Raw genomic sequence first — 25,803 nt, forward strand, 5'->3', positions numbered from 1 at the left:
CTCCTTTACAGGGTGGCAGTCTCGCCCCCTTCATTTGCAATGCCACGCGCGTCATCGCGCCTGGCGACAAGAAGATACATGGCGGGTGTTACCACCCGAGACAAGAGGGTCGAGCTGATCAGCCCGCCGATGATGATCCCCGCCAAGGGCGCATATAGTGCTCCGCCCCATAGAGCGAGCGGCGTCAAGCCGCCGATCGCCGTGATCGATGTCAGCAGCACCGGCAGGAACCGGACCTCCCCGGCTTTCTCGATCGCGTCGCGCAATTCCATCCCCTGCGCGCGCAACTGGCTGGTAAAATCGACCAGCAGAATCGAGTTTTTGATTTCGATCCCGATCAGCGCGATAAAGCCGATCAGCGCCATGACACTGAGCGAATTGCCGGTAAAATACAGCGCGAGTATACCGCCAAAGGTCCCCAAAGGAATGACCCCCGCCACGACAATCGTTTCCCGGAACCGCCGGAACTCGGCTACCAGCACCGCAAAGATCAGCATGAACGCGGTCAGGATCAGCGGACCGAAATTACCGAATGTTTCGCCGATTTTCTCGGCCTCGCCACCGATGGACCAGTCATAGCCTTCGGGAAATTTGATCTGCTCCAGCTGTTCCACGGCACGGTCATTGACCGTCGAGGGAACTTCGCCGAAATCGACCTGGGCGGTAACCAGCACCGTCCTGCGCAACTGATGCCGCTGGATTTGCGGAGTGACGTTGGTCAGCCTGGGATCCGTGATCTGCGCCAGCGGCACCGGGTCGCCAGCGCGCGTGGTGACGTAAATCTTGTCCAGCACCGATATCGGCAGATTACCCTCAAACGGGAAGCGAACGGTCACCGGATAATTATCCCCTTCCTGATCGCGGAAAGAGGCCGCCTGTTCGCCGCTGATTGCCAGCCGGATAGCCCGCCGTGGCTCCCCCGATGGAATATTGAGCAGGGCCGCCTTCTTGTCGTTCAGGCCAATGTCGAGATCTATCTTGTCCGTCTCCACCGGATTGACAATATCCCGGGCACCCGGCGTCTTGCGCAAGACATCGGCAATCTTGCCGGACAATTGCTTGAGCGTGTCCAGTTCCGGGCCGGACACCCGGATGACAATCGGCGCCTCCACCGGCGTACCGTTCTGGAAAAGTTCGATCTTCACCCGCGCGCCGGCGATCTGATCGAGCTGTTTGCGCAACCGGTCGATCATCGCCGGGCCTTCCCGGGTATCCCACTCGTCCATCACCGCCAGCACTTCGCCATAGTTGATGCGCTCGGCCCTCGGACCGACATTGTAGAAAACTTGCGGATTGCCGTTGCCGATATTTTCCGCCCGTACTTTGATACTGGATTCGGTCTCCAGAATTTTCGTCACTTCCGACACGATCCGGTCGGTACGATCCAGACTGCTGCCCTGTTCCGCTTCGACCGAAACCCGGAAGTAGGGAGCGTCGGCAAAAGGAAAAAGCGAAAAGCCCAGTTTTGGTACCAGGGCAAAGGCCGAAAAGCACAAGAGCATGGCTATTAGTACCGTCTTGACTGGCGCGCCCAAGGCGATGTGCAGGATAGGACGATAGAAGCGCTGGATATTGCCATTGACCCAGCGCAACGCGCGATTGCCCTCCGGATTTTCGTCGCGCCGCAACATGCGGCTGGCGAGGAAGGGAATCAATGACAGCGAGATGACCAGCGACGAAATGACCGTTGCGATAATCGCGATGAAGAAAGAGCGCGTATAGGCTCCGGCACCGCTGGGCAGAAACAGCAATGGTACAAAGGCCAGAACCAGAACAGCGGTAGACCCGATGACCGCCGCGCGAATTTCGAGACTGGCCTCGATCGCCGCCTGGGTTCTGGTTTTACCCATGCGCAGATGGCGGGCAATATTCTCTGTAACAACAATGCTGTCATCGACCAGCAAGCCGAGCGAAACGATGAATCCGGCAATTGAAAGCTGGCTGAGATTATATCCCATCGCGTATAGCACCAGCAATCCTGACGCGAGCGAGAGCGGGATCGAGATCATGACGATGCCCGAAGACCGCAATCCAAGGGGCAAAAGTGTAAAGATCACCAAAGCAATTGCGATCGTAAAGTCGCGGGTGAGTTCGTTCAACCGCCGCTTGACGTCGCGACTCTGGTCGAACTGCATCACCAGTTTGATGTCCGGAGGCAGGACAAGCCGCTGCTGTTCCATCACCACATCAAGTTCGCTTTTCAGACGCGTGACGTCGACAGCATCTTTCTGCGTGACCGTGAGGAACACCGCCCGCTCGCCATTGTGCCGCGCCCGGTAAAGCTGTTCTTCCGCCCCCCAGTTAACCTCGGCAACATCATCGACCGTCAGCAGCGATCCGCTCGACGCCCGTAGCGGCAATCCGCGGATGGCATCGAGATCACGAAATGCACCGCCTGCCTCGACGTTCAACCTGCGCTCGCCGCTCTGGACCGCGCCGCCGGGCAGGTCAGCGCCGCCCAGCCGGACGGCATCGGCGACAGCACTGGCAGGAACCCGCAATTCGGAAAGACGGTCCGGTCTTACCTCGACGCTGACTTCAGGTTGCGGGAGCCCGAATATCCGGGCTTCCCGGACACCGGAACTGCGCATGAAAATATCGGCCAAATCTTCCGCATATTTTTCCATCCGCCGCCAGGAAGCCGTTTCGCTGACCAGAGCCACTTGCATAACCGAGGCTTCGGTCGTGCGGATCTTGCGAAACTCGAGTTTCTGCAACTCGGCCGGCATATCATCGCGGATCGCGGAGACTTCCCGCACCACGTCATCGAAATAGCCGTCTACATCGCCCGACCATTGGCTGAACTCCACCCGAATGACGGTTCCGCCATCGGTGCTTGTCGAACGCACTTCAGCGATATCATCGAGGCCCTGCACCACATCTTCGATCGGCTTGGCGATCGTCTCTTCCATCTCCTGCGCATCGGCACCGGGCTGAATCGCGATGATATTGACAGCGGGAATCGGGAAATGCGGATCGACGGCCTTGGGAATACCGCTGAGCGCGCTTAGCCCCAGCAACGCAAGCAGGAGAAACAGGACCGAAGAGAGCTGCCAGCGGGAAATGACGAAGCGGGCGAGCATCTCAGACCCGGATATCCCTATGGTGGCATGTCGTGATCATCGCACCCGCCGGATCGGCTTTATCAAATCGCCGTTCCTAAGCTTCTCAACGCCCCGGCTCACAATCGTCTCGCCGGCCTTCAGACCGGCCAGAATTTCCAGATTCCTGTCGGTCAGCTTGCCAATCTGGACATTTCTCTGCTGCACCCGATCCTTTTCATCAACCACGAAGACCAGGCCTTCACCGGTGCGGACACCGAAAATTGCATTGGCCGGGATGACGAAAGCCGCCCTGCCCTCCCGGGGCACCTGCACTTCGACCATGCCCAGCTGACCGGAACGCAGACGATCGCTGGCCGGGAGCAGAAAATTCACTTCGAACGTTCCGGTCCGCTCGTCTGCCCGCCCGTCCTTTTCGCTGACCACCGCATCCACTGCCTCGTCGGAAACTGCGGACAGCAAGACCTTGGCCGGCATACCGACGCTGATACGGGCAGCATCGGCATCGGTCATCGGCACTCGCAGCACAAATCCCTTGTCGATTTCGCCCAGCACCAGCGCGGTCGTACCCGCAGTCACGATCTGCCCGGCATCGATATTACGGGACAGAATGATCCCGCTGCTCGGCGCGCGAATATAGGAAGTGCGGCTGGCAAATTCCGTGGCCTCGATCTGGGCGCGAGCAGCGCGTGCGGCCGCTTCCGACTGCTCCAGCCGGGATTTGGTCACCCAGCCGTCTTTGTACAATTTCTCGATGCGGTCATATTCCGCTTCGGCACGATCACGCTCCGCGCGCGCCGCGCTCAGATCCGCGGCAACCGTGCTGCCATCCAGCGCTGCCAGAATCGCACCCCGCTTGACCCGGTCACCTTCTTCATAACGGACGGAAGCTACTTTGCCGTCCGTTGTAAAACCCAGTGCCGTTTCGCGGCGCAAGCGAACGGTGCCGGCGGCGTTTAGAATTTCATTCTCGCTGGCCGGCTGGACCGTTGCCACAGCTGCCGGAATCGGCTCGGTTGAACTGGGCTTTGCTTCCGGCTCGCTGACGCTGCACCCGGTCACGACGACCAGACTGCTCAAAATCGATATTAACGTCCTGCCAAGCGTCATATTGCGCACTACCACCCCTGCTCAATTTGTCTTAAGTCGCTATCGGACAGGGACCAACAGAAAAATTGTGAAATAGAACCAAAAAGGGCCGGATTTCGCATACCGGCCCTCTAAATGTGTTATTATAGAGTCAGTGTTAATTTTCTGTGCCGACGATCTCCTGGCCGGAACCGCCCATGATCTTGTAAACGATACCCGCCAATATTGCGCCGACAATCGGCGCGAGCCAGAATATCCACAATTGAGTCAAGGCAATGCCACCTTCGATCAGCGCGGGCCCGGTGCTTCTCGCCGGATTGACCGAGGTGTTGGTCACCGGAATGCTGATCAGGTGAATCAGCGTCAGTCCGAGCCCGATCGCGAGCGGCGCGAAGCCTTCCGGTGCCCGACCATCGGTGGCACCGAGGATGATCATCAGGAAGAAGAAGGTCAGCAATATTTCGATCGCGATGCCTGAACCGATTGCGAAACCGCCGGGCGAATGTTCGCTAACACCGTTCGAGGCCAGACCGTTTACCGCAAGACTGTAATCCGCATTTCCGGAAGCAACCAGATAGAGAGCCGCAGCGGCAATGGTCGCGCCTGCAACCTGTGCGATAATATAGACCGGAATTTCTTGCGCAGGAAAGCGTCCGCCCATCCAGAGGCCGATAGTGACAGCCGGATTGAGATGGCACCCGCTGATATGGCCAATAGCATATGCCATGGTGACGACGGTCAGGCCGAAAGCAAGCGAAACCCCCAGAAGACCGATGCCGACTTCGGGAAAGGCTGCCGAAATCACAGCGCTCCCGCATCCCCCGAATACAAGCCAGAAAGTTCCCAGAAACTCGGCCAAAGACTTTTGCAATACGGTCATGATATTTCTCCCACTGCGGTCAAGACGCAGCATGAGTCCGGACCATATCGGGTTATCCTATGGCGGATATCCGGTTTCTCCAAGGCAACCGCCTGTAATGTTATGTAAAATGCGCGCTATTTCGGGCTTGCCGCGCGACGCAACCGGTCGTTCAATGCTATTCCTATGCCGTTGTTGGTGATCGGAGCGACGGCAATTCCGGCTTTTGAACTGGCATCGGCTTCGTGGAGAGCAGCAAACAATTGACTGGCGGCTTCTGCAAGATCGCCATCCGGTGACAGGTTCCGGTCTCCGGGTACAGGCCCGAAGCCGATATGATATTCATCCGCAGTGGCGGTCTCCGCATCGAGGCGCAGCGACTTCGAGGGTGCATAATGCGACAGCATTTGTCCTGGAGCCTCAATTAGGTCCGTCTTCGCCAGAAGCGGCGCTGTGCCGGCAATTGCTTCCAGTTGCGCCTGCGTTACCGGACCAGGGCGTAATATTCGGTAATTCCCACCGGCAACGGCGACGATCGTGGACTCAATTCCCTGCTGGCATGGACCACCATCCAATATCATCGGTGCATTCCCGCCCAGACTGCGTGCGACGTGATCCGCCGTTGTCGGACTTATCCCGCCGCTGCGATTAGCCGAAGGCGCAGCCAGGTAGAGTCCTGATTCTTCGAGCAACTGCCGCATGACCGGATGCGCAGGGCAACGCAGGGCGATTGTCTCGAGACCGGCGGTAACCGCCGCCGTCACCGGGCAATCTTTGCCCTTCGGAACCACGAGGGTCAACGGCCCTGGCCAGAACTCTCCGGCAAAACGTAGCGCGAGTCCGTTCAATCGCCCGAGTGATCGGGCCGCTGCGATATCCGGTACATGCACGATCAACGGGTTGAAATCCGGACGGCCTTTTGTCCGGTAAATCTCTGCCACGGCGACTGCATTGGTCGAATCGGCAGCCAGACCATAGACCGTTTCCGTGGGCACAGCGACCAGTCCGCCCGCACGCAAGCGGGCCGCAGCCTCGCCAATCGTCGCCTTGCCGTAACGACGTGCTTCACCGCCAATATGATCATTTGAGCCTGACATGACCCTGCGCTATAGCCCAGCGGAAAATCAGGCAACAACGGATAGCAATTAGATGAGTTTTACAGCCCCCGGTCGCGAACAGAATTTTGTCCTCAAACATATCGCCGGGATTGGCGACCTTGCGACCCATGACCGCTTTGCCGGTGCGAGCGAAGATATGGTTGAAGCGATCGTCGAAGGTATCGGACAATTTGCCGCGGGCGAATTTGCTCCGCTCAACAGGATCGGCGACACCGTCGGAGCCCGCTGGAACGAAGGCAATGTGACCTTGCCGGATGGCTTCAAGGAAGCTTATGCACAATTTGTAGAAGGCGGCTGGGCATCAATTGACGGACCGGAAGATTTTGGCGGACAGGGGCTGCCCTATTCGCTCTCGGCGCTGATCCTCGAGACCTGCGGCGCGGCCAATTTCGCGTTCACCCTCTGCCCGATGCTCAGCTTTGGCGCGATCGAGGCGATTCATGTCCACGGTTCCGACGAGCAGAAAGCGCAATATCTGCCCAATCTGATTTCCGGTGCCTGGACCGGCACGATGAACCTGACCGAGCCGCAGGCCGGCTCCGATGTCGGCGCTCTGCGTTCGACCGCCGAACCGATTACCGAGGGCGAACATGCCGGCAAATACCGGATCAAGGGGCAGAAAATCTATATCACCTTTGGCGAACATGAACTGACCGACAATATCATCCATCTCGTGCTTGCCCGCACGCCCGGAGCGCCGGAAGGCACGCGCGGCATTTCCCTGTTCATCGTACCCAAATATCATCTGGATGCGGATGGCAATCCCGGTGCGCCCAATGATGTGACCTGTGTATCGATCGAACACAAGATCGGTATTCACGCTTCGCCGACCTGCGTCATGGCTTATGGCGAACAGGACGAATGTATCGGCGAGATGATCGGCGGCGAATTTGGCGGCATGAAGGCGATGTTCACGATGATGAACAACGCCCGTATCAACGTCGGCTCGCAAGGCGTGCAGATCGCCGAACGCGCCACCCAGCAGGCCTGCCATTATGCCACGGAACGGGTCCAGTCGGCCCGCGCCGGAAGCGGTAGCAAGGAACCGGTTGCGATTATCGAACATCCCGATGTCCGGCGGATGCTGCTCCGGTCCAAGGCGCTGACGCAGGCTGCCCGTGCCCTGCTCTATTACGCAACGTCGAGCGTGGACCGCGCTACCCTCGGCATCGAGGGAGCCAAGTCCCGCGCCGAAATCCTGACACCGCTGATCAAGGGCTATGGCACGGATATCGGCAATGAAGTCGCGTCTATTGGCGTACAGGTGCACGGCGGGATGGGCTTCATCGAAGAAACCGGTGCCGGCCAGCATTTCCGCGACGCCCGGATCGCGCCGATCTACGAAGGCACCAACGGCATCCAGGCCGCCGATCTGGTTGGCCGGAAACTGGGTCTGGATGGCGGCGAGGCGATGAAGACATTTATCACCGAAATCCGCAACGAGGCGAAGGATGAAGAGAACCTGCTAGCGCTTGCCGACAGCTGCGAGAATATCAGGCAGTGGATGGCGAGCGGCGATGCGTCGATTGATGACCGGCTGGCGGGAAGCTATGCCTTCATGACCATGCTGGCGACCGCGACCTGTGGCATGCTGATGAAAAAACAGCACCGGATTGCCTCGGCCGAACTGGGCGATGGCAACGATGTGTTTCTCAAGGCCAAGCTGGTCACAACCCGCTATTATCTGGATCATATTGTTCCCGAAGCGCTCGGCCTGGAGGCTGCGGCCAAAGGTGGCGCGGATATATTGTACAGTCTGAGCAGCACCGATCTGGCGGGCTAATGATGGCTGATATCGGTAACAGGGAACTGCTGGAGCGGATTGCCGATGCGCTAGAGCGGATAGCACCACCAACCATCAGCGCAAGTGATCTATCCTCGGGCGACGCGTTTCTTTGGGACGGGCTTGCTCCCCAAGCCATTGCAGCTTTCGACCCGACCGACATTGATCTGCTGACCGGGATCGACACACAGAAGACCCGTCTGCTGGACAATACGAAGCGTCACGCGCAGGGTCATGCTGCGCATGATGTGCTGCTATGGGGTTCCCGTGGCATGGGCAAATCAGCGCTCGCCAAGGCGGTGGTCCGGACGCTGCAGAAGCAGGGTGAAGACATTGCCCTGATCGAGGCGCCGTCGGATCATCTGGAGACGCTGCCGGCGCTGTTCACCCTGCTGGCATCGACCAGACGGCGGTTTGTCATATTTATCGATGATATCGGATTTTCAGAGGGTAGCAGCGAACCGCGCACGCTACGGTCGATGCTGGAAGGCGGAGCCAGCCAGCGGCCGGCCAATGCGCGCCTCTTTGTCACCTCGAACCGCCGCCACATCGTACCGCGCCAGATGAGCGAACAGGACGACCCGGTCAATCCACGCGATGCGGTCGATGATCAGTTGGCGCTGTCGGACCGGTTCGGCTTGCGGCTCGGCTTCCACGCCGCATCACAGGAGGACTATCTCGCGATCATCGCCCGCTATGCCGAGGTCCACGGGCTGGAATTCGATCGCGAGGATGCCCTGCTCTGGGCGAAGCAGCGCGGCAGCCGGTCGGGCCGGGTAGCGTGGCAATATATTGTCGAATTGGCCGGACGCGCCAGCACCAGCCTGACCTGATCTATTCTTCCGACGCTGCGGCCGGTTTGGCCGCATCTTTGCGCGACACCCGCCAGATGATACCGCCGACGTCATCGCTGACCAGCAAGGCACCGGTCTGGTCAAAAGCAACCATCGTCGGGCGACCACGGGCCTGCTGGTCCTCGTCAACGAAACCGCTCAAAATGGTGAGCGGCTTGCCTTCGGGCTCACCGCGCTGATCGAAATTGACATAGATGACATCATAGCCGGACAAAGGCTGACGGTTCCATGAACCATGTCGTGCAACCACCGCACCGGTGGCAAAGGGCTTGCCCAGCGCCTGGCCATGGGAAAAGGCGAGTCCCAGCGGTGCGACATGCGCGCCAAGCGCGTAGTCCGGACGCCGCTCATATTGCCGGTGATCAAGATTTTTCGGATCAACCCGAGGGTCGACATGACCGCCCCAGAAATGCCAGGGCCAACCATAATGCGCGCCCCAGCGGACTTCGGTCAGATAGTCGGGCACCATGTCGCTGCCCAGCATGTCGCGTTCGTTGACCACTGTGTAGAATTTGTCGGTCCCGGGCAGATAGGCCATGCCCACCGGGTTGCGCATGCCATCGGCGTAGATGGACTTCTTGTTAGTTGCGAGCTCGACCTGCAAAATGGCGGCACGCTGCTTTTCTACATCCATTCCGTTTTCGCCGATATTGCTGTTCGAACCGACCGAAATATAGAGATATTTGCCATCCTGACTGGCCAGCAGATCGCGGGTCCAGTGATTGTTCGGCGCCTTCGCGTTCAGATTGGCCACCTTGCGGCCTTCGGCGGTTATTTTCGTATCGCCTTCCACATAGGGATAGGCATAGACCGCATCGGTGTTGGCAACATAGAGCGTGTCATCAATCAGCGCCATGCCGAACGGTGAATTGAGATTTTCCAGAAAGGTGAATGTCTCGTCCACCTGACCGTCTTTGTCGCTGTCGCGCAGCAGGCTGATCCGGTTGGCCGATTCGGTTCCTGCTCCGGCCTTGCTCATCAGATTGCGCATCACCCAGCCTTCAATCCCCTTGTTGGTGCGTGGCGGGCTGTTCGTTTCTGCCACCAGCAGGTCACCATTGGGCAGGCGGAACATGCTGCGCGGATGGTCCAGCCCTTCGGCAAAGCGCTCGACAATGAATCCTTCGGCAGCAACCGGCCCCTCGCCTTCGCCCCAGGGCGAAGCTTTGGCAATATTGATGGTCGGGAATTTTTCCGTACGGACGTTGGTGAGATCCGGTTCCACGCCTGTGGTAGCTTCAAGAGGCAAGCGGGCAGTATCGCCACGGGTGAAATAATATCCTGCACCGATTCCCAGGACGACAAGCAGAATCGCGATATTTCTAATATGTTTCAGCATGGGCCGATAATAGGTGGCGTCAATCGTCCTGACAAGCGCGCTCTGAAATGCTCAGCGGCCCTTCCACCAGATCAGCAGCGCCGCCAGCACGCCCAGCGCCAGACCGGTCAGCAAACCGGCAGAGGGCTGCCCCATAAAGCCGCCGACAACAGCGCCGGCGATCGCGCCAATCGCAATGAATATACCGCCGCCGCTGCGGTTTTTGGCGCCGCGACTGGAAGAATTGGAAGCATGTTTCGGAGTTTCTGGATTCATGGCCGCTGCCCTAAACCACTACGCCATGATTGGCTAGCGCTTCCCGTCAGGCTTATGCTTAACCTTCCGGTAACCCTGCCTTTTGAAGATATTTCTACCGGTCAACCGTAGAGCTCGTTGTCAGGCAGGAGACGAAGAGGTCTCCCGAAACAGGAGCCAAAGATGCAATTACCCGTGTTCATTGACTCCACCCATTATAGCGATGCCGAACGGCTGATCACCAACTATGGCGAGGAAGCCGGTCTGGAAGCAGCCAATCGGGCCGACAAAAGCCGGTCTCTCGGCAATCATCTCCATTATTGCAAATGGCGGCAGGTGGAACGCCTCTGCGTTCTGCTAAGCATCGACCAGTCGATCGGCACAGTGCACTGATCTAGCGGTCGGGGTTGCACAGGATAGTGGCGGCCCCGTCGGTCCTTACCAGACAATTGGGCTTCCCGGCGATATTGATCTGGCCGGTACCATTGTTGGTGATGACCGCCTCCCTGGTCACTGTCATGCGGCTGCTCGCCGGGCCCCGGTGGATCAATGTCAGCTTTTCAACGGTCAGGTCGGGGCTTTCAAACATGCTGGCGCCCTGCAACTCGATCCGCGCGTCGCGAACCTCGCCTGCCAAGGTGACCTGACCGCCGCCGGTCATGGCCAGATCGAGCCGGTCCGCCTCCACCGCATCGACCTGCAAAGTGCCAAAGCCGCCAAGCCGGACGTGTGGAGTGCGACCGGACAATTTGTCCAGCGTCACCCGACCCGAGCCAAGATGTGATATCCTGCTGACCGCATGGCTGCTGAGATACAGGGTGACCGGGCCGTCACTGTCATGATCGTCACCGTTCAGCGATTTGCGCTTTAGAGAGACAATCAGCTGCTTGCCGTTTCTCTGCAGCGAAACCCGGTCCAGAATTTCACGCGTTTCCCCTTCCGCCCGGGCCGAGGGGCCTTTGCCGGAAACAAGCACCACGTTCACGCCATTGCCGATCCGGATGTCTTCAAACCCGAATATGGAAAATTTGCGTTCTGCCGCCTGTGCCGCAGCCGGCAGCAACAACGCAAGGGTGAGCAGCGCGACCGAGACCAGTCTCATTGCGGCCTCGCTTCGCCAAATTCCATCCAGCCGAGCCATCGTGGCGTCTTGGGCGCATAATGGCCGGCATTTTCGACCAGCCTGAATCCGTTGGCCGCAATTGCCTTGGCGACCGGTCGATGCAGGTGGCAGCCGCCGGCAATATGTTTCCACACCGGTTCGATCCGCCTTTGCCATTTTTCCGGTCCCTTGTCAGGTGCCCGGCCATGTTCGAGAAAGAGGATCTTGCCGCCGGGCTTCAGGACCCGCCGCATTTCCGCCATCACCTGGTTGCCGTCCTGTACCGAACACAGCGTGAAGGTGGTCAGCACCGTATCGAAACGGGCATCGGCAAAGGGCATGGCTTCCCCTATACCATCGCATATCTCCATGTCGAAACCGCGCTCGCGCGCTTCCTCGCGGGTATAGTCGAGCAATTCGGCAGAGGGATCGAGACCGGTTAGACTGTTGACCTTCGACCGGTCATAAAATTGCAGATTGATCCCGCCACCGCAGCCGAGTTCCAGCACATCGCCATCGGCTTTCGGCACGATCGCGCTACGATCCTTCATGACCGCCGGCTGCGAACAGGCGCAGCGGATCAACCTCGGAACCGCATATTTTTCCCATAGATTAGCCATCGCTGGGGAAACTGCCACATGCGCGACAGATCGCCAAGCGATTTCAGCATGTTGGCTATGTGATCAGCCGCAGCTGATGTTGCCAGAGCCCGTTGCCCGTGCCTTGCACGTGGCATCGCCGTGAATGCGGACATCCCCCGAGCCCATGACCTTGGCGTCGACCGATCCGTCGGAGGACAGCTCCACATCGCCGCTACCGGCGACCGATATGCTCGCGCTCCCGGCGTTCAGGTCCTTGCCGCTAATATCCCCCGAACCGGCAATCGATATATCAACCGATTCGGCGGTACCCGCCAGGTCCAGATTGCCCGACCCGGCGATCTTGGATCTGAGCGAGGCCGTTTCAATATTCTTCACCCTGATATTGCCCGACCCGGCAATGCTCAGCTCGGCTGCGTCCGCTTTCATTGCATCCACGTCCATATCGCCGGAACCGGCCAGCTTCGCGCTCTTCAGGGCCGGGCCACTGATATAGATGGTCGCCTTGCCGCCATCGCCCCAGAATTTGTCATCGTTATCCCGGCCAATTTTGATCTGGTCTCCGGATATTCTGTAACGCAGCTGTTCGATTGCATCGGAATCGCCCTCCGCCCGGATCGAAAAATCATCCGCGGTGGTGAAAACAACATCATCAGGTCCTGCCAGAGTTACACCTTCAAACGCTCCCGGATTGCTGGCGGTCGAGCCGATGGGCGTACCGTCGGAAAAGCTGCTGCCGGCGCTGGATGCGGCATCACCCACGGCATCTGCAATCGATCCTTCACAGGCCGCGAGCGCCATCAAGGGTGCCAGAAACAATATCGTCTTCATCCAAACCTCCGTTGCTGTATTACCTCAGTAATACGCTCTGTCGGAATAGAGATCAACTGAAAAATGCGCTTCGTCCGGACATGAAAAAAGGGGCCGGCACAACTCTGTGCCAGCCCCTTTTTTCAACACGACAGACGCCGAAACGGTATCGATCAATCTTCCTTCACTTCATAATATTGCGGTGCCGCAATATTGAGAATCTCGAGAATCTTCGCCAGAGCCGTCGGCTCGTCGGTTTCTTCCATCGCCGCCAGTTCGCGGGCCAAACGGCTGGACGCCGCTTCGAAAATCTGCCGTTCGGAATAACTTTGCTCCGGCTGGTCATCGGCGCGGAACAGATCGCGGGTCACCTCGGCAATCGATACCAGATCGCCGGAATTGATCTTCGCTTCATATTCCTGTGCCCGGCGCGACCACATCGACCGCTTGACCTTGGGCTTTGCCTTCAGCGTTTCCATGGCTTCCTTGAGTGTCTTGTCGGAAGACAATTTGCGCATGCCGACGCCTTCGGCCTTGTTGGTCGGGACCCGCAGGGTCATCCGTTCTTTTTCAAAGCGCAAAACATAGAGTTCGAGTTGCATGCCTGCAATTTCTTCATTTTGCAGTTCGATAACCCGGCCAACGCCATGTTTGGGGTAAACAACATAATCGCCCACATCAAAGGACAGCACATTCGCAGCCATAAAAAGCCTTTCTTGATTCAATGGAAAAGAACGTTGCTAGCGTTCAGATTTCGTATATTTCGACGAAAAAACCCTTCCGTACATATATTTAGCGACCGAACACCACCCGTTACGTCAGGTGTCCAGCCGCCAAGTGATCCATGTGTAGCAGATTCGTCACAAAAAAGCAATTTATCGTTGCATTGCACAACTGATCATGGCCGGAAATGAACGTTTCCGGCAATTTGTGTCCGATTCCCAACCCCGCGGCGCGACACTATCGTCAACGGCCGTTCGGGCCCAATTCGGTCTTAATCGCCCTCGCCGGGTTTTTCGGAGAAGAAGGCCTCGAATTTGCCCTCCATGCCCTTATATTTGTCAGCATCGGCCGGCGGATCACGGCTGACCGTAATATTGGGCCATTCTTCGGAGAATTTGGTGTTGACCTCGAGCCATTTTTCCAGCCCGTCCTCAGTATCCGGCAGAATCGCCTCGGCCGGACATTCGGGTTCGCAAACGCCGCAGTCGATGCACTCGCTGGGATTGATGACCAGCATATTGTCGCCTTCGTAAAAGCAGTCCACCGGACAGACTTCCACACAGTCCATATATTTGCATTTGATACAGTCTTCGGTAACAACGTAGGTCATCTGATCTTGAACTCCCCAACACCGGCCCACAATCTCGAGACGGCAGAATTTGTCCTAGCTATTGCGCAATTTCTGACACGTCAACAGTTGGTTTCGCCGCTATTTCAATTACCAGTCTGCAATTTCTCATAGCAGGATTGCGCCTGCACAGCGCTGCTGCGGCGCTCCGGCAACAAGATGATCCGCACCACGTGCACTTCCTGCCCCTGCGGGACGGTGAGAATGTCGCCTTGCCGCACCCTGACATGGCCCCGTTCGATCCGCCGTCCATTCAGCCGGACATGCCCCTTTTCCGCCAGCTTGCGCGCCATCACCCGGTTGTGGGCAAAGCGCAGATACCAGAGCAGCTTGTCAATCCGCAGCACAGGCTGTGCCGGGGAAGAGCGATCCGCTGCCTTGCCGCTCAAGCCTGCATCCTATTTTTTCATGCTGTCGCGCAGCGCCGCCAGCTCGGCAAAGGCGCCGCCGGCGGTAGCGAGAACCGGTTCCGCCTTGCGTTTGGCCGGCGCTCCTTTGCCCTTCGTTTTCTTCTGATGCTTTTCACGCGGTCTGGATTGATGCTGGTTCTTCTTGCGCGCCATCCCTTTCCAGCGCCAATATTGGATGGCGGGCCCGGGTTCTGCAGGCGTAGCATCGGCTGGCTTTTCCTCCTCTTCGGCCGCTGTCGCTTCGGTCTCGCCGGCTGGAACGGCAGGCTTTTCGGCCTCTGCCCCGCTTTCCGCTGCGCCTGTTTCTGGTGCGCCCGTTTCCGATGCAGCTGCCACGGTGGCGGGCGCTTCAACCACCGCCGGCCGGTCGTCGGTTTTGACAAAACCTGCCAGATCAAGCAGCGCTTCATGGCACGCTTGCGAGAGGCCCAGAGACGTCGCCAGAGCCGGATCCACGGCAAATACCGCATCCTGCTTGCGCGCTTCATGCGCCTGCTTGACCAGCCGTTCGACCATGTCGACCCGAACATATTCGTCACCAATCTTGCGGAAACCGAGCCGTGTGGCATGACCGGCAGAGGAAAATGTCCCCTGTTTCAGATGCACCGCATTGTCTGGCGCCTGCTCGATCATCGGCTCTTCGTCATAGGCGGCGAACAGCGCCGTCCGCCAGAGCACAGCACCGGGCTTCATCAGCGCGTGATGGAATATATCGAGCGCGCCAAAGACCAGACCGGCGCGTCGCGCATGGCCGCGCATGTCATTATCCAGCGCCCGGACCGCCTGATCGATATCGCGGCGCGAGAGAATGCCCCCGGCGTCGACAATCTGCGCAAACAGCGCCCGCACCGCCGCCGGCGTCTCCGGTTCGTTGGCGAGCGCATCAATTCTGACCAGACCCTGAAGATGCTTCGCCTTCATCGCATCGACCCAGGCCTTGACCCGGTCCATGACCTTCTGGCTGTCCTCGGGCGTCATATCCTTGATCGAGCGCTCGAACCTGATCTCGGGCTGCAGCAGGGTCTTGCCCCTGACCAGCACCGCAAGCCGGCTATCACCCCACAGAATAGCCGGCTGACCGTCGGCATCGGGTACCAGCTTCAGGACGGAGTCCGGTGCCTTGGCAAGAGCGTCTGCATTGTCCGTCATAATCCGTCCCAAATATCTTTCTGCTGCAGCCAGCAGCATTTTTCGATCTTCTCTCCGGCTATCGGAAGGCACGACAAATTGAAAGCCCTTGAGTGTTCCTATTTCCTGTCCCTCGACCAGGACCTTGCCGTCGTCATCGACGACGACATCCTGATGCAGCATATCTTTCAGCAGACCGCGCATCAACACCCGTGTCCTCTTGTCAACAAATCGCTGGGTCAACTGGCTGTGCATTGCATCGCTCAACCGGGATTCCAGCGCACGGGTGCGCTCGACCATCGCTTCGGGCTGTTCCACCCAGCGCGATTTTTGCGCGATATAGCTCCAGCTGCGAGCGGCGGCGATCCGCGCGCCCAAAGTGGCGATATCGCCCTGGACATTTTCCAGCCGGGCAATTTCCTGTGCCATCCGGGCGTGGGGAATGCGGCCAGAGCCGCTGGCGAGATGCGGCCAGAGAGAGGCGACAAAGCGGGCCTGGTGATCGGCGCCGACCTTGCGGAAATCGGGTATCGAGGCCGCCTCCCAGAGCAGCCTTATGGTGTCGGGTGATCGCGCCAGACCGGCCACTGCCTGATCCTGCGCCAGTCGCTTCAGCACCGCGAGATCGACCGCTTCGGGCGCGGCGTGCAGTCGTTGCCCCTGCGGGAATTCCTCCAGCGATCCGATCAGGCGGTCGAGCGAACCGAAATCCGGTTCCGCATTGCGCCAGTAGAGCCATTCCAGCTTCGGGAAATGATGCGATTCGAGTTTCTCGATATCTTCGGGCGTCAATGCGTCCGAGTTGGCGAGACCGGTCAGCACGCCGAAGCTGCCGTCCTTCTGGTGCCGTCCGGCGCGACCGGCAATCTGGCCGATTTCCGCCAGGGTCAGCGGCCGGCGCCGGCGGCCGTCAAATTTCTTCAGCGCGGCAAAGGCGACATGGGTGACATCGAGATTAAGGCCCATGCCGATCGCATCGGTGGCGACGAGATAGTCGACTTCGCCGTCCTGATACATTTCGACCTGGGCATTGCGGGTCTGCGGCGAGAGGCTGCCCATCACGATCGCCGCTCCGCCATGCTGGCGCCGCAGCATTTCGGCGATCGCATAAACATCTTCCAGCGAAAAGGCGACGATTGCCGATCGCCGGGGCAGCCTGGAAAGTTTGCGCGGCCCGGCATAGCTGAGGGTAGAAAACCGCGGCCGGGTGACAATTTCGGCATCGGGCAGCAAGGCCTCGACCAGCGGCCGCAGACTTTCCGATCCCAATATCATCGTCTCCTCGCGGCCCCGCGCGTGCAGCATCCGGTCGGTAAAAATATGTCCGCGTTCGGGATCAATGCCGATCTGCGCCTCATCGATCGCGACAAAGGCGAATTCCCGGTCCATCGGCATCGCTTCCGCGGTGCACAGGAACCATTGCGCGTCTTTCGGAATGATCTTTTCCTCGCCCGTGACCAGCGCTACCCGGTTGGCACCTTTCAGCGCCACAACCCGGTCATAGACCTCGCGCGCCAGCAAGCGCAGCGGAAAGCCGATCATCCCGCTCGAGTGGGCACACATGCGTTCGATGGCAAGATGGGTTTTGCCGGTGTTGGTCGGACCGAGAACGGCGACAAGAGACGACTGTAAGAACGGGGACATTGCCGACACCACAGCCGATCAGGCGCGCAGTTGCAAGAGGCTTGCCGCAAAAAGCGCCGGCGCCGACCGGACAGCCTTGATTTTACACGATTCACCGCATGTAAACGGCCTGCACGGCGCCTTAATTTGACTTTAACCAAGTTCCTGCACAGAGGTTGCTCACATAGAGGATGCAAAGTCATGACTTGCATCGCCAAGGGGTTCGTTTGTTCAAGAGTATCGACGATATCAACATGCAAGTTCAGGGGTCTGCGGCCATAGCAGCGACTCCCCTCTCCGCGTCGTCGACCGAAACGAACCTTTCCGATGACAAATTTGCCGAATGGCGGGAATATCTTGCCGAAATTGACTGGGTACCCGATCTCGGTCTGGACATCGGCAGTTTCACCTGGTTTCGTGGCCTGATAACGCTGACAGCGCTGTGCGGCATTGCCATCAGTGCCCTGCCGGACTTCGGACCGATTGCGGGGCATCGGGCCGATCCGCTGAGCGGCTATCGCGCCGATCAGGCCCGTTCACAGATGATTGCACCGCTGGCTTACGGATCCGACACCGGCATCAGAATGGCGGCGACCGATGCGGTGCGACCTTTGGCAGAAAGCCCCGAACGCCCGTCAATCGAGCTGGTCGCGACGCTCGGACGCGGCGACAGCCTGCGCCGGGTATTGCAGCGCGCTGGCGTTGCCAGCAGCGAAGCCGCCCGGGCCAATGACCTGATCAGCGGCGCGGTTTCGCTCGCCGATATCAAGCCGGGAACCAAGATCGACGTGATACTCGGTCGTCGTCCCGCGAAAAACCAGGCCCGACCGCTCGACCAGCTGGCCTTTCGCGCTCGCTTTGACCTCAATCTCGAAATATTGCGCGACGGCGACCAATTGAAGCTGAACCGCAAGCCGATCCTCGTCGACGATACGCCTCTGCGAATCAAGGGCACTGTCGGTTCGAGCCTTTACCGTTCGGCCCGCGCGGCCGGTGCACCGGCCGATGCAGTCCAGAAATATCTGAAAGTCATCGGTTCGAAACTGTCTGTATCCCGCGATATTCGCGCGACCGACGAATTTGATATCATCCTCTCCTATCGCCGCGCCGAAACCGGCGAAGTGGAAGTGGGCGACCTGATTTATGCTGGCCTCGAACGGGACGGCAAACCGACAGCACAATTGTTGCAATGGCAGAGCGGTGGCCGGACCAACTGGTTCGAGGCTTCCGGCATTGGCCAGTCCAGCGGCGAACTGGCGCGGCCGACCAACGGGCGGATCACCTCCAACTATGGCATGCGCCGCCATCCGATCCTGCGCTACAAGCGCATGCACAGCGGCCTGGACTTTGGCGGCGGCTATGGCGCGCCCATTTATGCGGTCACCGACGGAACGGTGATCTATTCCGGACGCAAGGGCGGTTTCGGCAATTATGTCAAGCTGCAGCATAGCGGCGGCCTCGCCTCCGGTTACGCCCATATGAGCCGGATCGCAGTGCGCAACGGGCGGCGCGTGCGCAAGGGCCAGATCATCGGCTATATCGGCTCGACCGGCCTGTCGACCGGCCCGCATCTCCACTATGAGCTCTATCGCGGCGGCCGGACGATCAACCCACGGTCGGTCAAATTTGTTGAACGGGCGCAACTGGGCGGACGCGAACTGCGCCGTTTCAAGGGCGAGTTGCAGAAGCTGCAGCAAGTGGCACCAGGAGCGGCGCTGGCGCCCTTGAAGAGCGCCGCTATCCACAGCAAACCGGAACGCGAGATCAACCGCCTGACCAAGCCGCTCAAGAGCTAGGCTGGCGCGCCGCCCGGCAAAGTTTTTCTCAGAAGAGTTGAGCGCCGCTGCCAGCTCCGCTAAGCCTCTCCCATGTCACAAGATGCCACCTTCCCGCGCAGCCGATTGCGCCGCACCCGGACCCATGGCTGGAGCCGGGACATGGTCCGCGAGACACAGCTCTCGCCATCCGATTTCATCTGGCCGCTGTTCATCACCGAAGGCTCCGGCATCGAGGAACCGGTCGCCGCTCTACCCGGCGTCTCGCGCTGGTCGATGGACGGCATTGTCGAACGGGCAAGGGAAGCCCGCGAGCTTGGCATTCCCTGTCTTGCCCTGTTTCCCAACACGCCGGCGGACAAGCGCAGCGACGACGGCAAGGAAGCGCTCAATCCCGACAATCTGATGTGCCGCGCCACCAGGGCGGTGAAGGACGCGCTGGGCGACGATATCGGTATTCTCACCGATGTGGCACTGGATCCCTATACCAGCCACGGCCAGGACGGGCTGCTCGACGACAAGGGCTATGTCGAGAATGACCGCACGCTTGATGTCCTGACCAAGCAGGCGCTGAACCAGGCCAATGCGGGGGCCGATATTATTGCACCCTCCGACATGATGGACGGACGGGTCGGCGCGATCCGCGATGTGCTCGAACTGGCGCACCATCACAATGTCCAGATCATGGCCTATTCCGCCAAATATGCGAGCGCCTTTTACGGCCCGTTCCGCGATGCCGTGGGTTCGGGGGGCCTGCTGAAGGGCGACAAGAAAACCTACCAGATGGATCCGGCCAACAGCGACGAGGCAATTCGCGAAATCGCCTTTGATATCGCCGAGGGCGCCGACAGCATCATGGTCAAGCCGGGCCTTGCCTATCTCGACATCATCTATCGCGCCAAGTCGGAGTTCAACGTGCCGGTCTTCGCTTATCAGGTATCCGGCGAATATGCGCTGATCAAGGTTGGCGCCGAAGCCGGCGTCGGCGACCATGACGCGCTGATGATGGAAAAGCTGCTGGCCTTCAAGCGGGCGGGGTGCAGCGGCATCCTCACCTATTTTGCTGCCGATGCGGCGCGCTTGCTCAATGGCTGAGAAAGCCGACGATATCGTACTGGAAACCGACCGGCTGATCCTGCGCAAATGGCGCGCGAGCGATATCGAGCCGTTCATGGAGCATCTCAACACCCGCAATGTCATGCGCTGGCTGGGCGGGGTGCAGAGCCGCGAGAAATTCGACGCCGCGATGCAGCGGCTGGAAGGCTATGACCGCGACTTCGGCCACACATTCTGGATCGTCGAGCGCAAGTCCGACCGAGAAATTCTCGGTTTCTGCGGCCTCAAGAGGGTCAACGCGCCGCAACCCAAGCTGACCGGTGCCCACGAAATCGGCTGGCGGCTGCGCGAGGATGCCTGGGGCAAAGGCTATGCGCGGGAAGCCGCAACGGCCTGTCTGGACGCTGCCTTCACCCGCTGGAACGCACCCTATGTGGTCGCCCTGACGGTTGCCGGCAACGAGCCGAGCTGGGGCCTGATGAAACGCCTCGGCATGACCCACCGTCCGGAACTGGATTTTCACGATCCCGATTATGGCGCAGAGCTGAACCCGACCATTGTCTATAAAATCGAAGCTGAAGACTGGAGCTGCAAAACATGACCCAAGCCCTGATCCTGCCGTTCAACGGCAAGACCCCGAAAATCCATCCCAGCGCCTTTATCGCGCCGGGCTGCAAGATCATCGGCGATGTCGAAATCGGACCCGAATCGAGCGTCTGGTACAATTGCGTGATTCGCGCCGACGTGAATTTCATCCGGATCGGCGCGCGCAGCAATATCCAGGACGGCACCACCATCCATTGCGACAGCGCCACGCCGGCGACGCCCAACGGCCATCCGACGATCATCGGTGATGATGTACTGGTCGGCCATATGGTGATGCTGCACGGCGCGACGCTGGAAGACCGGGCCTTTGTCGGCCTGAGCACGACGGTGATGGACGGCTGTGTGATCGAGGGCGATGCCATGCTCGCCGCCGGTGCGACGCTGACCCCGAACAAGCGAATCCCCTCGGGACAGCTCTGGGCCGGATCGCCGGCAAAATATATGCGCGACCTGACCGAACCGGCAATCGCTGGCATGCGGATGGGCGTCGCCCATTATGTCGAGAATGCCAAGGCGCACAAGGCCGCGATCGACGCGCTGTAGCTTATTGATTTTTTATGCTAATGTCCTGACCGGGTCGCTGTTCTTCGGGAGACGGCGAGATGACGGAAGTAATTGACGCAAGCAAGGTAGAGCAGCTGGCAGGCAAGGTCATCGGGGATGTGGCCGGCGCGATGGCCGTTTTCATGTCCTATCTCGGTGATCAGGCAGGCGTCTATGCCGCCATGGACGGGGCGGGAGCGCTGTCGGTCGACGCGCTCGCCGAGAAAACCGGACTGAACCCGAAATATCTGCTGCAGTGGCTCGGCTCCAACGCCGCCGCCGGCTATGTCACGCACCATCCCGACGGCGATCTTTTTTCCCTGAGCCCCGAACAGGCGCTGGTCCTTTCCCGCGAAGGCCAGCCGGCCTGCATGCAGGGCTTTTTCCAGAGCGTCATCTCCCAGTTCGAAACCCAGGCCGAAGCGGTGGAAACCTTCCGGTCCGGCAAGGGCAGGCCCTGGGGCGACCATTCGACCTGCTGCTTCTGCGGCACCGACCGCTTCTTCCGGCCCGGCTACGAAGCCTGTCTGATCGATCAATGGATTCCCGCGCTGGATGGCGTCGACGCGAAACTCAAGGCCGGGGCCAAGGTCGCCGACATCGCCTGCGGCCACGGCTCCTCCACCGTATTGATGGCAAAAGCCTATCCCGAATCGATAATTCACGGAATCGACTTTCACGAACCGTCGATTATCGAGGCGCGCGCCAAAGCCGCAGCGGCGGGCGTGACCAATGTCGAATTCCAGGTCGCTTCAGCCCAGGATTTCCGTGGCGAGGATTTCGACTTCGTCTGCATTTTCGATGCGCTGCACGACATGGGGGACCCGGTTGGCGCCGCCGCGCATATCCGCAAGGCCCTGCGCCCGGACGGCAGCTTCATGCTGGTCGAACCGCTCGCCGGGGACAATATGGCAGACAATCTCCATCCCCTCGGCCAGATCTTCTACGCCTTTTCGACCACCATCTGCACACCCGCCTCGCTGGCGCAGGATATTGGCCTGGGGCTCGGCGCACAAGCGGGACAAAAGCGGCTGACCGAAGTGCTCAATCAGGCCGGTTTCTCGAACGTCAGGCGCGCGACGGAAACGCCGACCAACATGGTGCTTGAAGTAACCGGCTGAACCGGAAGGGAGGACCGGCGGGCGCGAATCAGCGCAGCCGGTTCTTCATCGCCTCGATGTCGGCCTGCTGTCGCTCAACCTGAGCTTGCACCAGGTCGCGCTGCGCGGCAATGATCGCGGTGCCGCCCGATTCGTCCGCCGCGGTCTCGCGCTCGAGCTGATCCCGGTAAAGCGCGTCAATATCGGCCAGTGCCTCGACCGACGGACTGCGCACGATCTCCAGCGCTGCCAGTTCCATCTGGGCAACAACCCAGGCTTCGCTCGATTCCGCCGCGCCGCGGGCCGCATCCACCCGATTTTTAACCGCCGGCAGGCGCTCCCGGTATTTTGCGTCTGCGTCGCCGCTGCTGGCTACCGCTGCGCCGAGCCTGGCTTGCAGATCTGCCGGCAGCGAGGAAATTGCAGTCACCGGAGCAGCCGTCTCTCCGGCCATCGGCGCGCTTTCATAAGGCCGCTTCAGAAGCGATGGAAAGTCGCCATCCTGCATCGCGCATCCGGACAGCGTAACCGTGATAATCGTCACCAAAGCAGGGAGTTTTTTCATTGCCCTGTCTTTACGAGAGGCTTATCCGCTCTGCAACGGCGAATCTCCAGACATGAAGCGGAGCGTTGCCGGGTCACATCGAATAGCCAAAAATCGCCTTAAGCCGGTTGACAGTGCCAGCCCCATCGGTTAGCTGCCCACTCTTTCCAGCGTGAGCCGAGAGACTCGCGTTAACGGCCTTGTGCGCTGGAACCATAAATTTGAAACGGAAAATAGCCATGTTCGCAATTGTGCGCACCGGCGGCAAACAATATCGGGTTGCCGCAGGAGATATTATCGCAGTCGAAAAACTAGCTGGTGAAGCTGGTGATTCGGTAACTCTCGACGACGTTCTGCTTGCCGGAGACGGTGATGACATCAAGGACGTCAAGGGTCTGACCGTTGCGGCCGAGATCCTCGCCCAGGAAAAAGGCGAGAAGGTCATCATCTTCAAGAAGCGCCGCCGGCATAATTATCGCCGCAAAAACGGCCATCGCCAGCAGCACACGGTTCTGAAGATCAGCGCTATCGGCTCCGAAAAGGCCCCGAAGAAAGCCGCTACCAAGAAGGAAGCGACTCCCGCCGAAGACAAGCCCGCTGCGGAAGCCAAGGCTGCCCCCGCCAAGAAAGCACCGGCGAAAAAGGCTGCTGCGAAGACTGAAACCAAACCAGCTGCGGCCAAGAAGGCTCCAGCGAAGAAGCCAGCCGCCAAAAAGCCGGCTGCGAAGAAAGAGGACTAAACCATGGCACATAAAAAAGCAGGTGGTTCATCCCGCAATGGGCGCGATTCAGAAGGTCGTCGCCTGGGCGTCAAGAAATTCGGTAGCGAAGCCGTTGTCGCCGGTAACATCATCATCCGCCAGCGTGGCACGAAGACCCATCCGGGTCGCAATGTCGGCATGGGCAAGGACCACACCTTGTTCGCGCTCATTGATGGCAAGGTGGAATTCCACAAGGGCAAGCTCGGCCGCAAATATGTGTCTGTCGACGCCATGGCGGAAGCCGCAGAATAATCGGACAATCAATAAAGGGTTGTCCACCAGAGGGATGACCCGACAGGTTCTACGGGACCGGTAATTTCAGGGAGAGGGTCATCCTCTCCCTTTTTTTATGTCTCCCTGTCATAACGTCACGATCTTGTCATGACACCGTTCTAGCGGTCTCATCATTCAAGCCGGGGGCGTCGCGAATTTGATGATGGAGAGTCCCGATGTTTGCCGTTACACCAAGATTGCTTTTAAGGCCCGGCTGGCCCGAGGACAGGGACAGCCTGTTTGCCGCGATCAATGACGAAACGGTCATCCGCAATCTGGCGAGTGCGCCCTGGCCCTATCGGCGCGAAGATGCCGCACATTTTCTGGCTATGTCCCGCTCCGCGATCCATCCCAATTTCCTGATCTTCAGCCGCAATGGCCGGACTCCGGTGCTGCTCGGCGGTATCGGACTGGACGATCAGGACGAGGGGCATCCCGAACTTGGTTACTGGATTGCCCGCGATCACTGGGGCTGCGGCTATGCCACCGAGGCCGGCCGTGCGGTGCTGGATATCGCCGGGGCCCTCGGTCATCGGGAGATCAGTGCCGAACATTTTTCCGACAATCCGGCTTCGGGACAGGTGCTGAGAAAACTCGGTTTCAGACCGACCGGCCGATGCACGCCGCGCTATTCAAAAGGCAGAGGGCTGAAGGCCGATACGGTCCGGTTCAGCCTGTCCCTGTCGGAAGATGAAGCGGCCGACGAGATGATGCGAGACATCGCCGCCTAGCGGCAGCCTCAGGCGACTTTTTTCAATTGGTCGACGGCCGTCAGGTCCTTGATCGGTGTCACCTTCGCGTCATCCATGATGGCCGCTTCATACTCGCTCTCGGCGAGTTTGATCAGCGGACGGTGGTCGATGTCCCAGGGGTGGAAGCCCGGCTTAAAAAATGCCAGCAGCGGCCGCAATGTCCGGCGGAACGGCGCCTTGCCAAGCAGCAGATAATGGGCGAGCCCGAACCAGGCGCGCGGCCCGGAAATGCCGTCCTGACGCAACAGCTCCAGAATACCCTTGCTGCGGTTCTTGGCGAATCCAAAGGATATTCGGGCCATGAAGCTGCAGCGGACAAACCAGCATTTCAGAGGGCTCCAGTCCTTCGTCATGTGCAGCCAGGTATCATAGGCAACACCCTTGTGCTCGATCTCTTCCGAAGCATGCCACAGCCAGAGATTGCGCTGATCTTCGTCGGCATCTTCCAGATGGGCCGGGTTGCCGATCACTTCGGCCGCCAGTATCGCGGTAATATGCTCGATGCACATGGTCGCCACCAGCTGGTCATATTCCGGCTTTTTGCGGATTTCTGTCACCACGTGGCAAATCGCCTGCTCCAGCAGTGTAATATCGAAATCACAGTCTTTCAGATGCTCGTTGAAGCTATGATGCTCCCGGCTATGGATCGCTTCCTGCTGGATAAAGGCGCGGATTTCACCGCGCAGCTTCGGCGGGACCTGCTTGATGAATTTCTTGAGCGAATCGATAAAGAACAGTTCGCCTTCCGGAAAGGTCACGGAAAGCGCGTTGAAAAAGGCGGAAGCAAAGGGGTCGCCACCGACCCAGCGGCGCCGGTCGATCTCGGCGCGGGCAAAATTCAGATTGCGCGGTTGAATATGAAGATCATGGGGTGTCGCGCTCTTGTTTTGCGCAGAAAATTCGGATGCTGAATCAGCGATGGTCGGAGCAATGTCCATATCTTTTCGTGAACCTCCCAGTTCGATTCTTCTCGGCGCTAACCGATTTTGGTTAAGCAGCAATTAGACAAGGAAGGTTAAGCTTCGGCATAGC

At 59.2% G+C, this 25,803-nt stretch carries 26 protein-coding genes; 11 read left to right on the top strand and 15 right to left on the bottom strand.

The features are described from left to right. Nucleotides 1-5: 5 nt before the first annotated feature. The 4 genes from ACHZCJ_RS09530 to ACHZCJ_RS09545 form a co-directional block, all read right to left on the bottom strand. Nucleotides 6-3,083, bottom strand: coding sequence for an efflux RND transporter permease subunit (locus ACHZCJ_RS09530; RefSeq protein ID WP_321325909.1), 3,078 nt, complete (start codon nt 3,081-3,083; stop codon nt 6-8). 36 nt (nt 3,084-3,119) lie between these two features. After that, entirely contained in the window at nt 3,120-4,142 is a 1,023-nt protein-coding gene (locus ACHZCJ_RS09535; protein ID WP_321325911.1) for an efflux RND transporter periplasmic adaptor subunit, read from the bottom strand. A 166-nt stretch (nt 4,143-4,308) separates the two neighbouring features. After that, a complete protein-coding gene (gene aqpZ, locus ACHZCJ_RS09540; RefSeq protein ID WP_321325913.1) occupies nt 4,309-5,031 on the bottom strand; it encodes an aquaporin Z in 723 nt (240 codons plus the stop codon). A gap of 116 nt (nt 5,032-5,147) precedes the next feature. Further along, nucleotides 5,148-6,107 carry an L-threonylcarbamoyladenylate synthase gene (locus ACHZCJ_RS09545; protein WP_321325915.1) on the bottom strand — a complete coding sequence of 320 codons (960 nt, stop codon included), beginning with the start codon at nt 6,105-6,107 and terminating at the stop codon, nt 5,148-5,150. 52 nt (nt 6,108-6,159) lie between these two features. Between ACHZCJ_RS09545 and ACHZCJ_RS09550 the strand changes: the two genes are divergently transcribed. Together ACHZCJ_RS09550 and ACHZCJ_RS09555 are read left to right on the top strand one after the other, a co-directional pair. Further along, the gene (locus ACHZCJ_RS09550) at nt 6,160-7,911 is read left to right on the top strand and encodes an acyl-CoA dehydrogenase (RefSeq protein WP_321325917.1); all 1,752 of its coding nucleotides are present in this window, start codon (nt 6,160-6,162) and stop codon (nt 7,909-7,911) included. Continuing rightward, nucleotides 7,911-8,744, top strand: a complete 834-nt coding sequence (locus ACHZCJ_RS09555) for an ATP-binding protein (RefSeq protein ID WP_394700090.1) — start codon at nt 7,911-7,913, stop codon at nt 8,742-8,744. Before ACHZCJ_RS09550 ends, ACHZCJ_RS09555 begins: the two co-directional genes overlap by 1 nt. 1 nt (nt 8,745) lies before the next feature. On the opposite strand, the gene ACHZCJ_RS09560 is transcribed toward ACHZCJ_RS09555, so the two are convergent. Continuing rightward, nucleotides 8,746-10,104, bottom strand: coding sequence for a sorbosone dehydrogenase family protein (locus ACHZCJ_RS09560; RefSeq protein WP_321325920.1), 1,359 nt, complete (start codon nt 10,102-10,104; stop codon nt 8,746-8,748). Between the two features lie 51 nt (nt 10,105-10,155). Further along, entirely contained in the window at nt 10,156-10,359 is a 204-nt protein-coding gene (locus ACHZCJ_RS09565; RefSeq protein ID WP_321325922.1) for a hypothetical protein, read from the bottom strand. A gap of 162 nt (nt 10,360-10,521) precedes the next feature. Here ACHZCJ_RS09565 and ACHZCJ_RS09570 point away from each other — a divergent pair, with 162 nt between their 5' ends. After that, a complete protein-coding gene (locus tag ACHZCJ_RS09570; protein WP_159646016.1) occupies nt 10,522-10,731 on the top strand; it encodes a hypothetical protein in 210 nt (69 codons plus the stop codon). Between the two features lies 1 nt (nt 10,732). On the opposite strand, the gene ACHZCJ_RS09575 is transcribed toward ACHZCJ_RS09570, so the two are convergent. From ACHZCJ_RS09575 to ACHZCJ_RS09605, 7 genes are all read right to left on the bottom strand, one after another. Continuing rightward, entirely contained in the window at nt 10,733-11,440 is a 708-nt protein-coding gene (locus ACHZCJ_RS09575; protein WP_321325925.1) for a GIN domain-containing protein, read from the bottom strand. Beyond that, nucleotides 11,437-11,991: a class I SAM-dependent methyltransferase gene (locus tag ACHZCJ_RS09580; RefSeq protein WP_321325927.1), complete on the bottom strand. Its 555-nt coding sequence runs from the start codon at nt 11,989-11,991 to the stop codon at nt 11,437-11,439. The genes ACHZCJ_RS09575 and ACHZCJ_RS09580 overlap by 4 nt, the downstream gene beginning before the upstream one ends. Nucleotides 11,992-12,123: 132 nt before the next feature. Further along, on the bottom strand, nt 12,124-12,870 hold the full coding sequence (locus tag ACHZCJ_RS09585; protein WP_321325929.1) for a head GIN domain-containing protein: 747 nt from the start codon (nt 12,868-12,870) through the stop codon (nt 12,124-12,126). Between the two features lie 152 nt (nt 12,871-13,022). After that, nucleotides 13,023-13,553 (bottom strand): CarD family transcriptional regulator, encoded by a 531-nt coding sequence (locus ACHZCJ_RS09590; protein ID WP_159646029.1) that lies wholly within the window; start codon nt 13,551-13,553, stop codon nt 13,023-13,025. 290 nt (nt 13,554-13,843) lie between these two features. Beyond that, nucleotides 13,844-14,182 carry a ferredoxin FdxA gene (gene fdxA, locus ACHZCJ_RS09595; protein WP_159646032.1) on the bottom strand — a complete coding sequence of 113 codons (339 nt, stop codon included), beginning with the start codon at nt 14,180-14,182 and terminating at the stop codon, nt 13,844-13,846. Nucleotides 14,183-14,286: 104 nt separating this feature from the next. Then, a complete protein-coding gene (locus ACHZCJ_RS09600; RefSeq protein ID WP_394700091.1) occupies nt 14,287-14,589 on the bottom strand; it encodes an RNA-binding S4 domain-containing protein in 303 nt (100 codons plus the stop codon). A 9-nt stretch (nt 14,590-14,598) separates the two neighbouring features. Next, complete coding sequence (locus tag ACHZCJ_RS09605; protein ID WP_321325932.1) at nt 14,599-17,382, bottom strand: helicase-related protein; 2,784 nt, start codon at nt 17,380-17,382, stop codon at nt 14,599-14,601. A gap of 206 nt (nt 17,383-17,588) precedes the next feature. Between ACHZCJ_RS09605 and ACHZCJ_RS09610 the strand changes: the two genes are divergently transcribed. The 5 genes from ACHZCJ_RS09610 (at nt 17,589) to ACHZCJ_RS09630 (ending at nt 22,462) form a co-directional block, all read left to right on the top strand. Next, nucleotides 17,589-19,157, top strand: coding sequence for a M23 family metallopeptidase (locus ACHZCJ_RS09610; protein ID WP_321325934.1), 1,569 nt, complete (start codon nt 17,589-17,591; stop codon nt 19,155-19,157). A gap of 72 nt (nt 19,158-19,229) precedes the next feature. Beyond that, complete coding sequence (gene hemB / locus ACHZCJ_RS09615; protein WP_321325936.1) at nt 19,230-20,231, top strand: porphobilinogen synthase; 1,002 nt, start codon at nt 19,230-19,232, stop codon at nt 20,229-20,231. Next, nucleotides 20,224-20,793: a GNAT family N-acetyltransferase gene (locus tag ACHZCJ_RS09620; RefSeq protein ID WP_321325938.1), complete on the top strand. Its 570-nt coding sequence runs from the start codon at nt 20,224-20,226 to the stop codon at nt 20,791-20,793. The genes hemB and ACHZCJ_RS09620 overlap by 8 nt, the downstream gene beginning before the upstream one ends. Then, nucleotides 20,790-21,341: a gamma carbonic anhydrase family protein gene (locus ACHZCJ_RS09625; RefSeq protein WP_159646044.1), complete on the top strand. Its 552-nt coding sequence runs from the start codon at nt 20,790-20,792 to the stop codon at nt 21,339-21,341. The genes ACHZCJ_RS09620 and ACHZCJ_RS09625 overlap by 4 nt, the downstream gene beginning before the upstream one ends. Nucleotides 21,342-21,400: 59 nt before the next feature. Continuing rightward, entirely contained in the window at nt 21,401-22,462 is a 1,062-nt protein-coding gene (locus ACHZCJ_RS09630; RefSeq protein ID WP_321325942.1) for a class I SAM-dependent methyltransferase, read from the top strand. 28 nt (nt 22,463-22,490) lie between these two features. Here the strand turns inward: ACHZCJ_RS09630 and ACHZCJ_RS09635 are convergent, their stop codons facing one another. Beyond that, nucleotides 22,491-23,006 carry a hypothetical protein gene (locus tag ACHZCJ_RS09635; RefSeq protein ID WP_321325946.1) on the bottom strand — a complete coding sequence of 172 codons (516 nt, stop codon included), beginning with the start codon at nt 23,004-23,006 and terminating at the stop codon, nt 22,491-22,493. A gap of 218 nt (nt 23,007-23,224) precedes the next feature. Between ACHZCJ_RS09635 and rplU the strand changes: the two genes are divergently transcribed. The 3 genes from rplU (at nt 23,225) to ACHZCJ_RS09650 (ending at nt 24,750) form a co-directional block, all read left to right on the top strand. Then, the gene (gene rplU / locus ACHZCJ_RS09640) at nt 23,225-23,725 is read left to right on the top strand and encodes a 50S ribosomal protein L21 (RefSeq protein WP_321325948.1); all 501 of its coding nucleotides are present in this window, start codon (nt 23,225-23,227) and stop codon (nt 23,723-23,725) included. Nucleotides 23,726-23,728: 3 nt separating this feature from the next. Next, entirely contained in the window at nt 23,729-23,998 is a 270-nt protein-coding gene (gene rpmA, locus ACHZCJ_RS09645; protein ID WP_159646056.1) for a 50S ribosomal protein L27, read from the top strand. Nucleotides 23,999-24,195: 197 nt separating this feature from the next. Further along, on the top strand, nt 24,196-24,750 hold the full coding sequence (locus ACHZCJ_RS09650; RefSeq protein WP_321325950.1) for a GNAT family N-acetyltransferase: 555 nt from the start codon (nt 24,196-24,198) through the stop codon (nt 24,748-24,750). An 8-nt stretch (nt 24,751-24,758) separates the two neighbouring features. Here the strand turns inward: ACHZCJ_RS09650 and ACHZCJ_RS09655 are convergent, their stop codons facing one another. Continuing rightward, a complete protein-coding gene (locus ACHZCJ_RS09655) occupies nt 24,759-25,709 on the bottom strand; it encodes a metal-dependent hydrolase (RefSeq protein ID WP_321325952.1) in 951 nt (316 codons plus the stop codon). Nucleotides 25,710-25,803 lie beyond the last annotated feature (94 nt).

Source organism: uncultured Parasphingorhabdus sp. (genome assembly GCF_963677535.2).
In the GTDB taxonomy this organism is placed as follows: Bacteria; Pseudomonadota; Alphaproteobacteria; order Sphingomonadales; family Sphingomonadaceae; genus Parasphingorhabdus.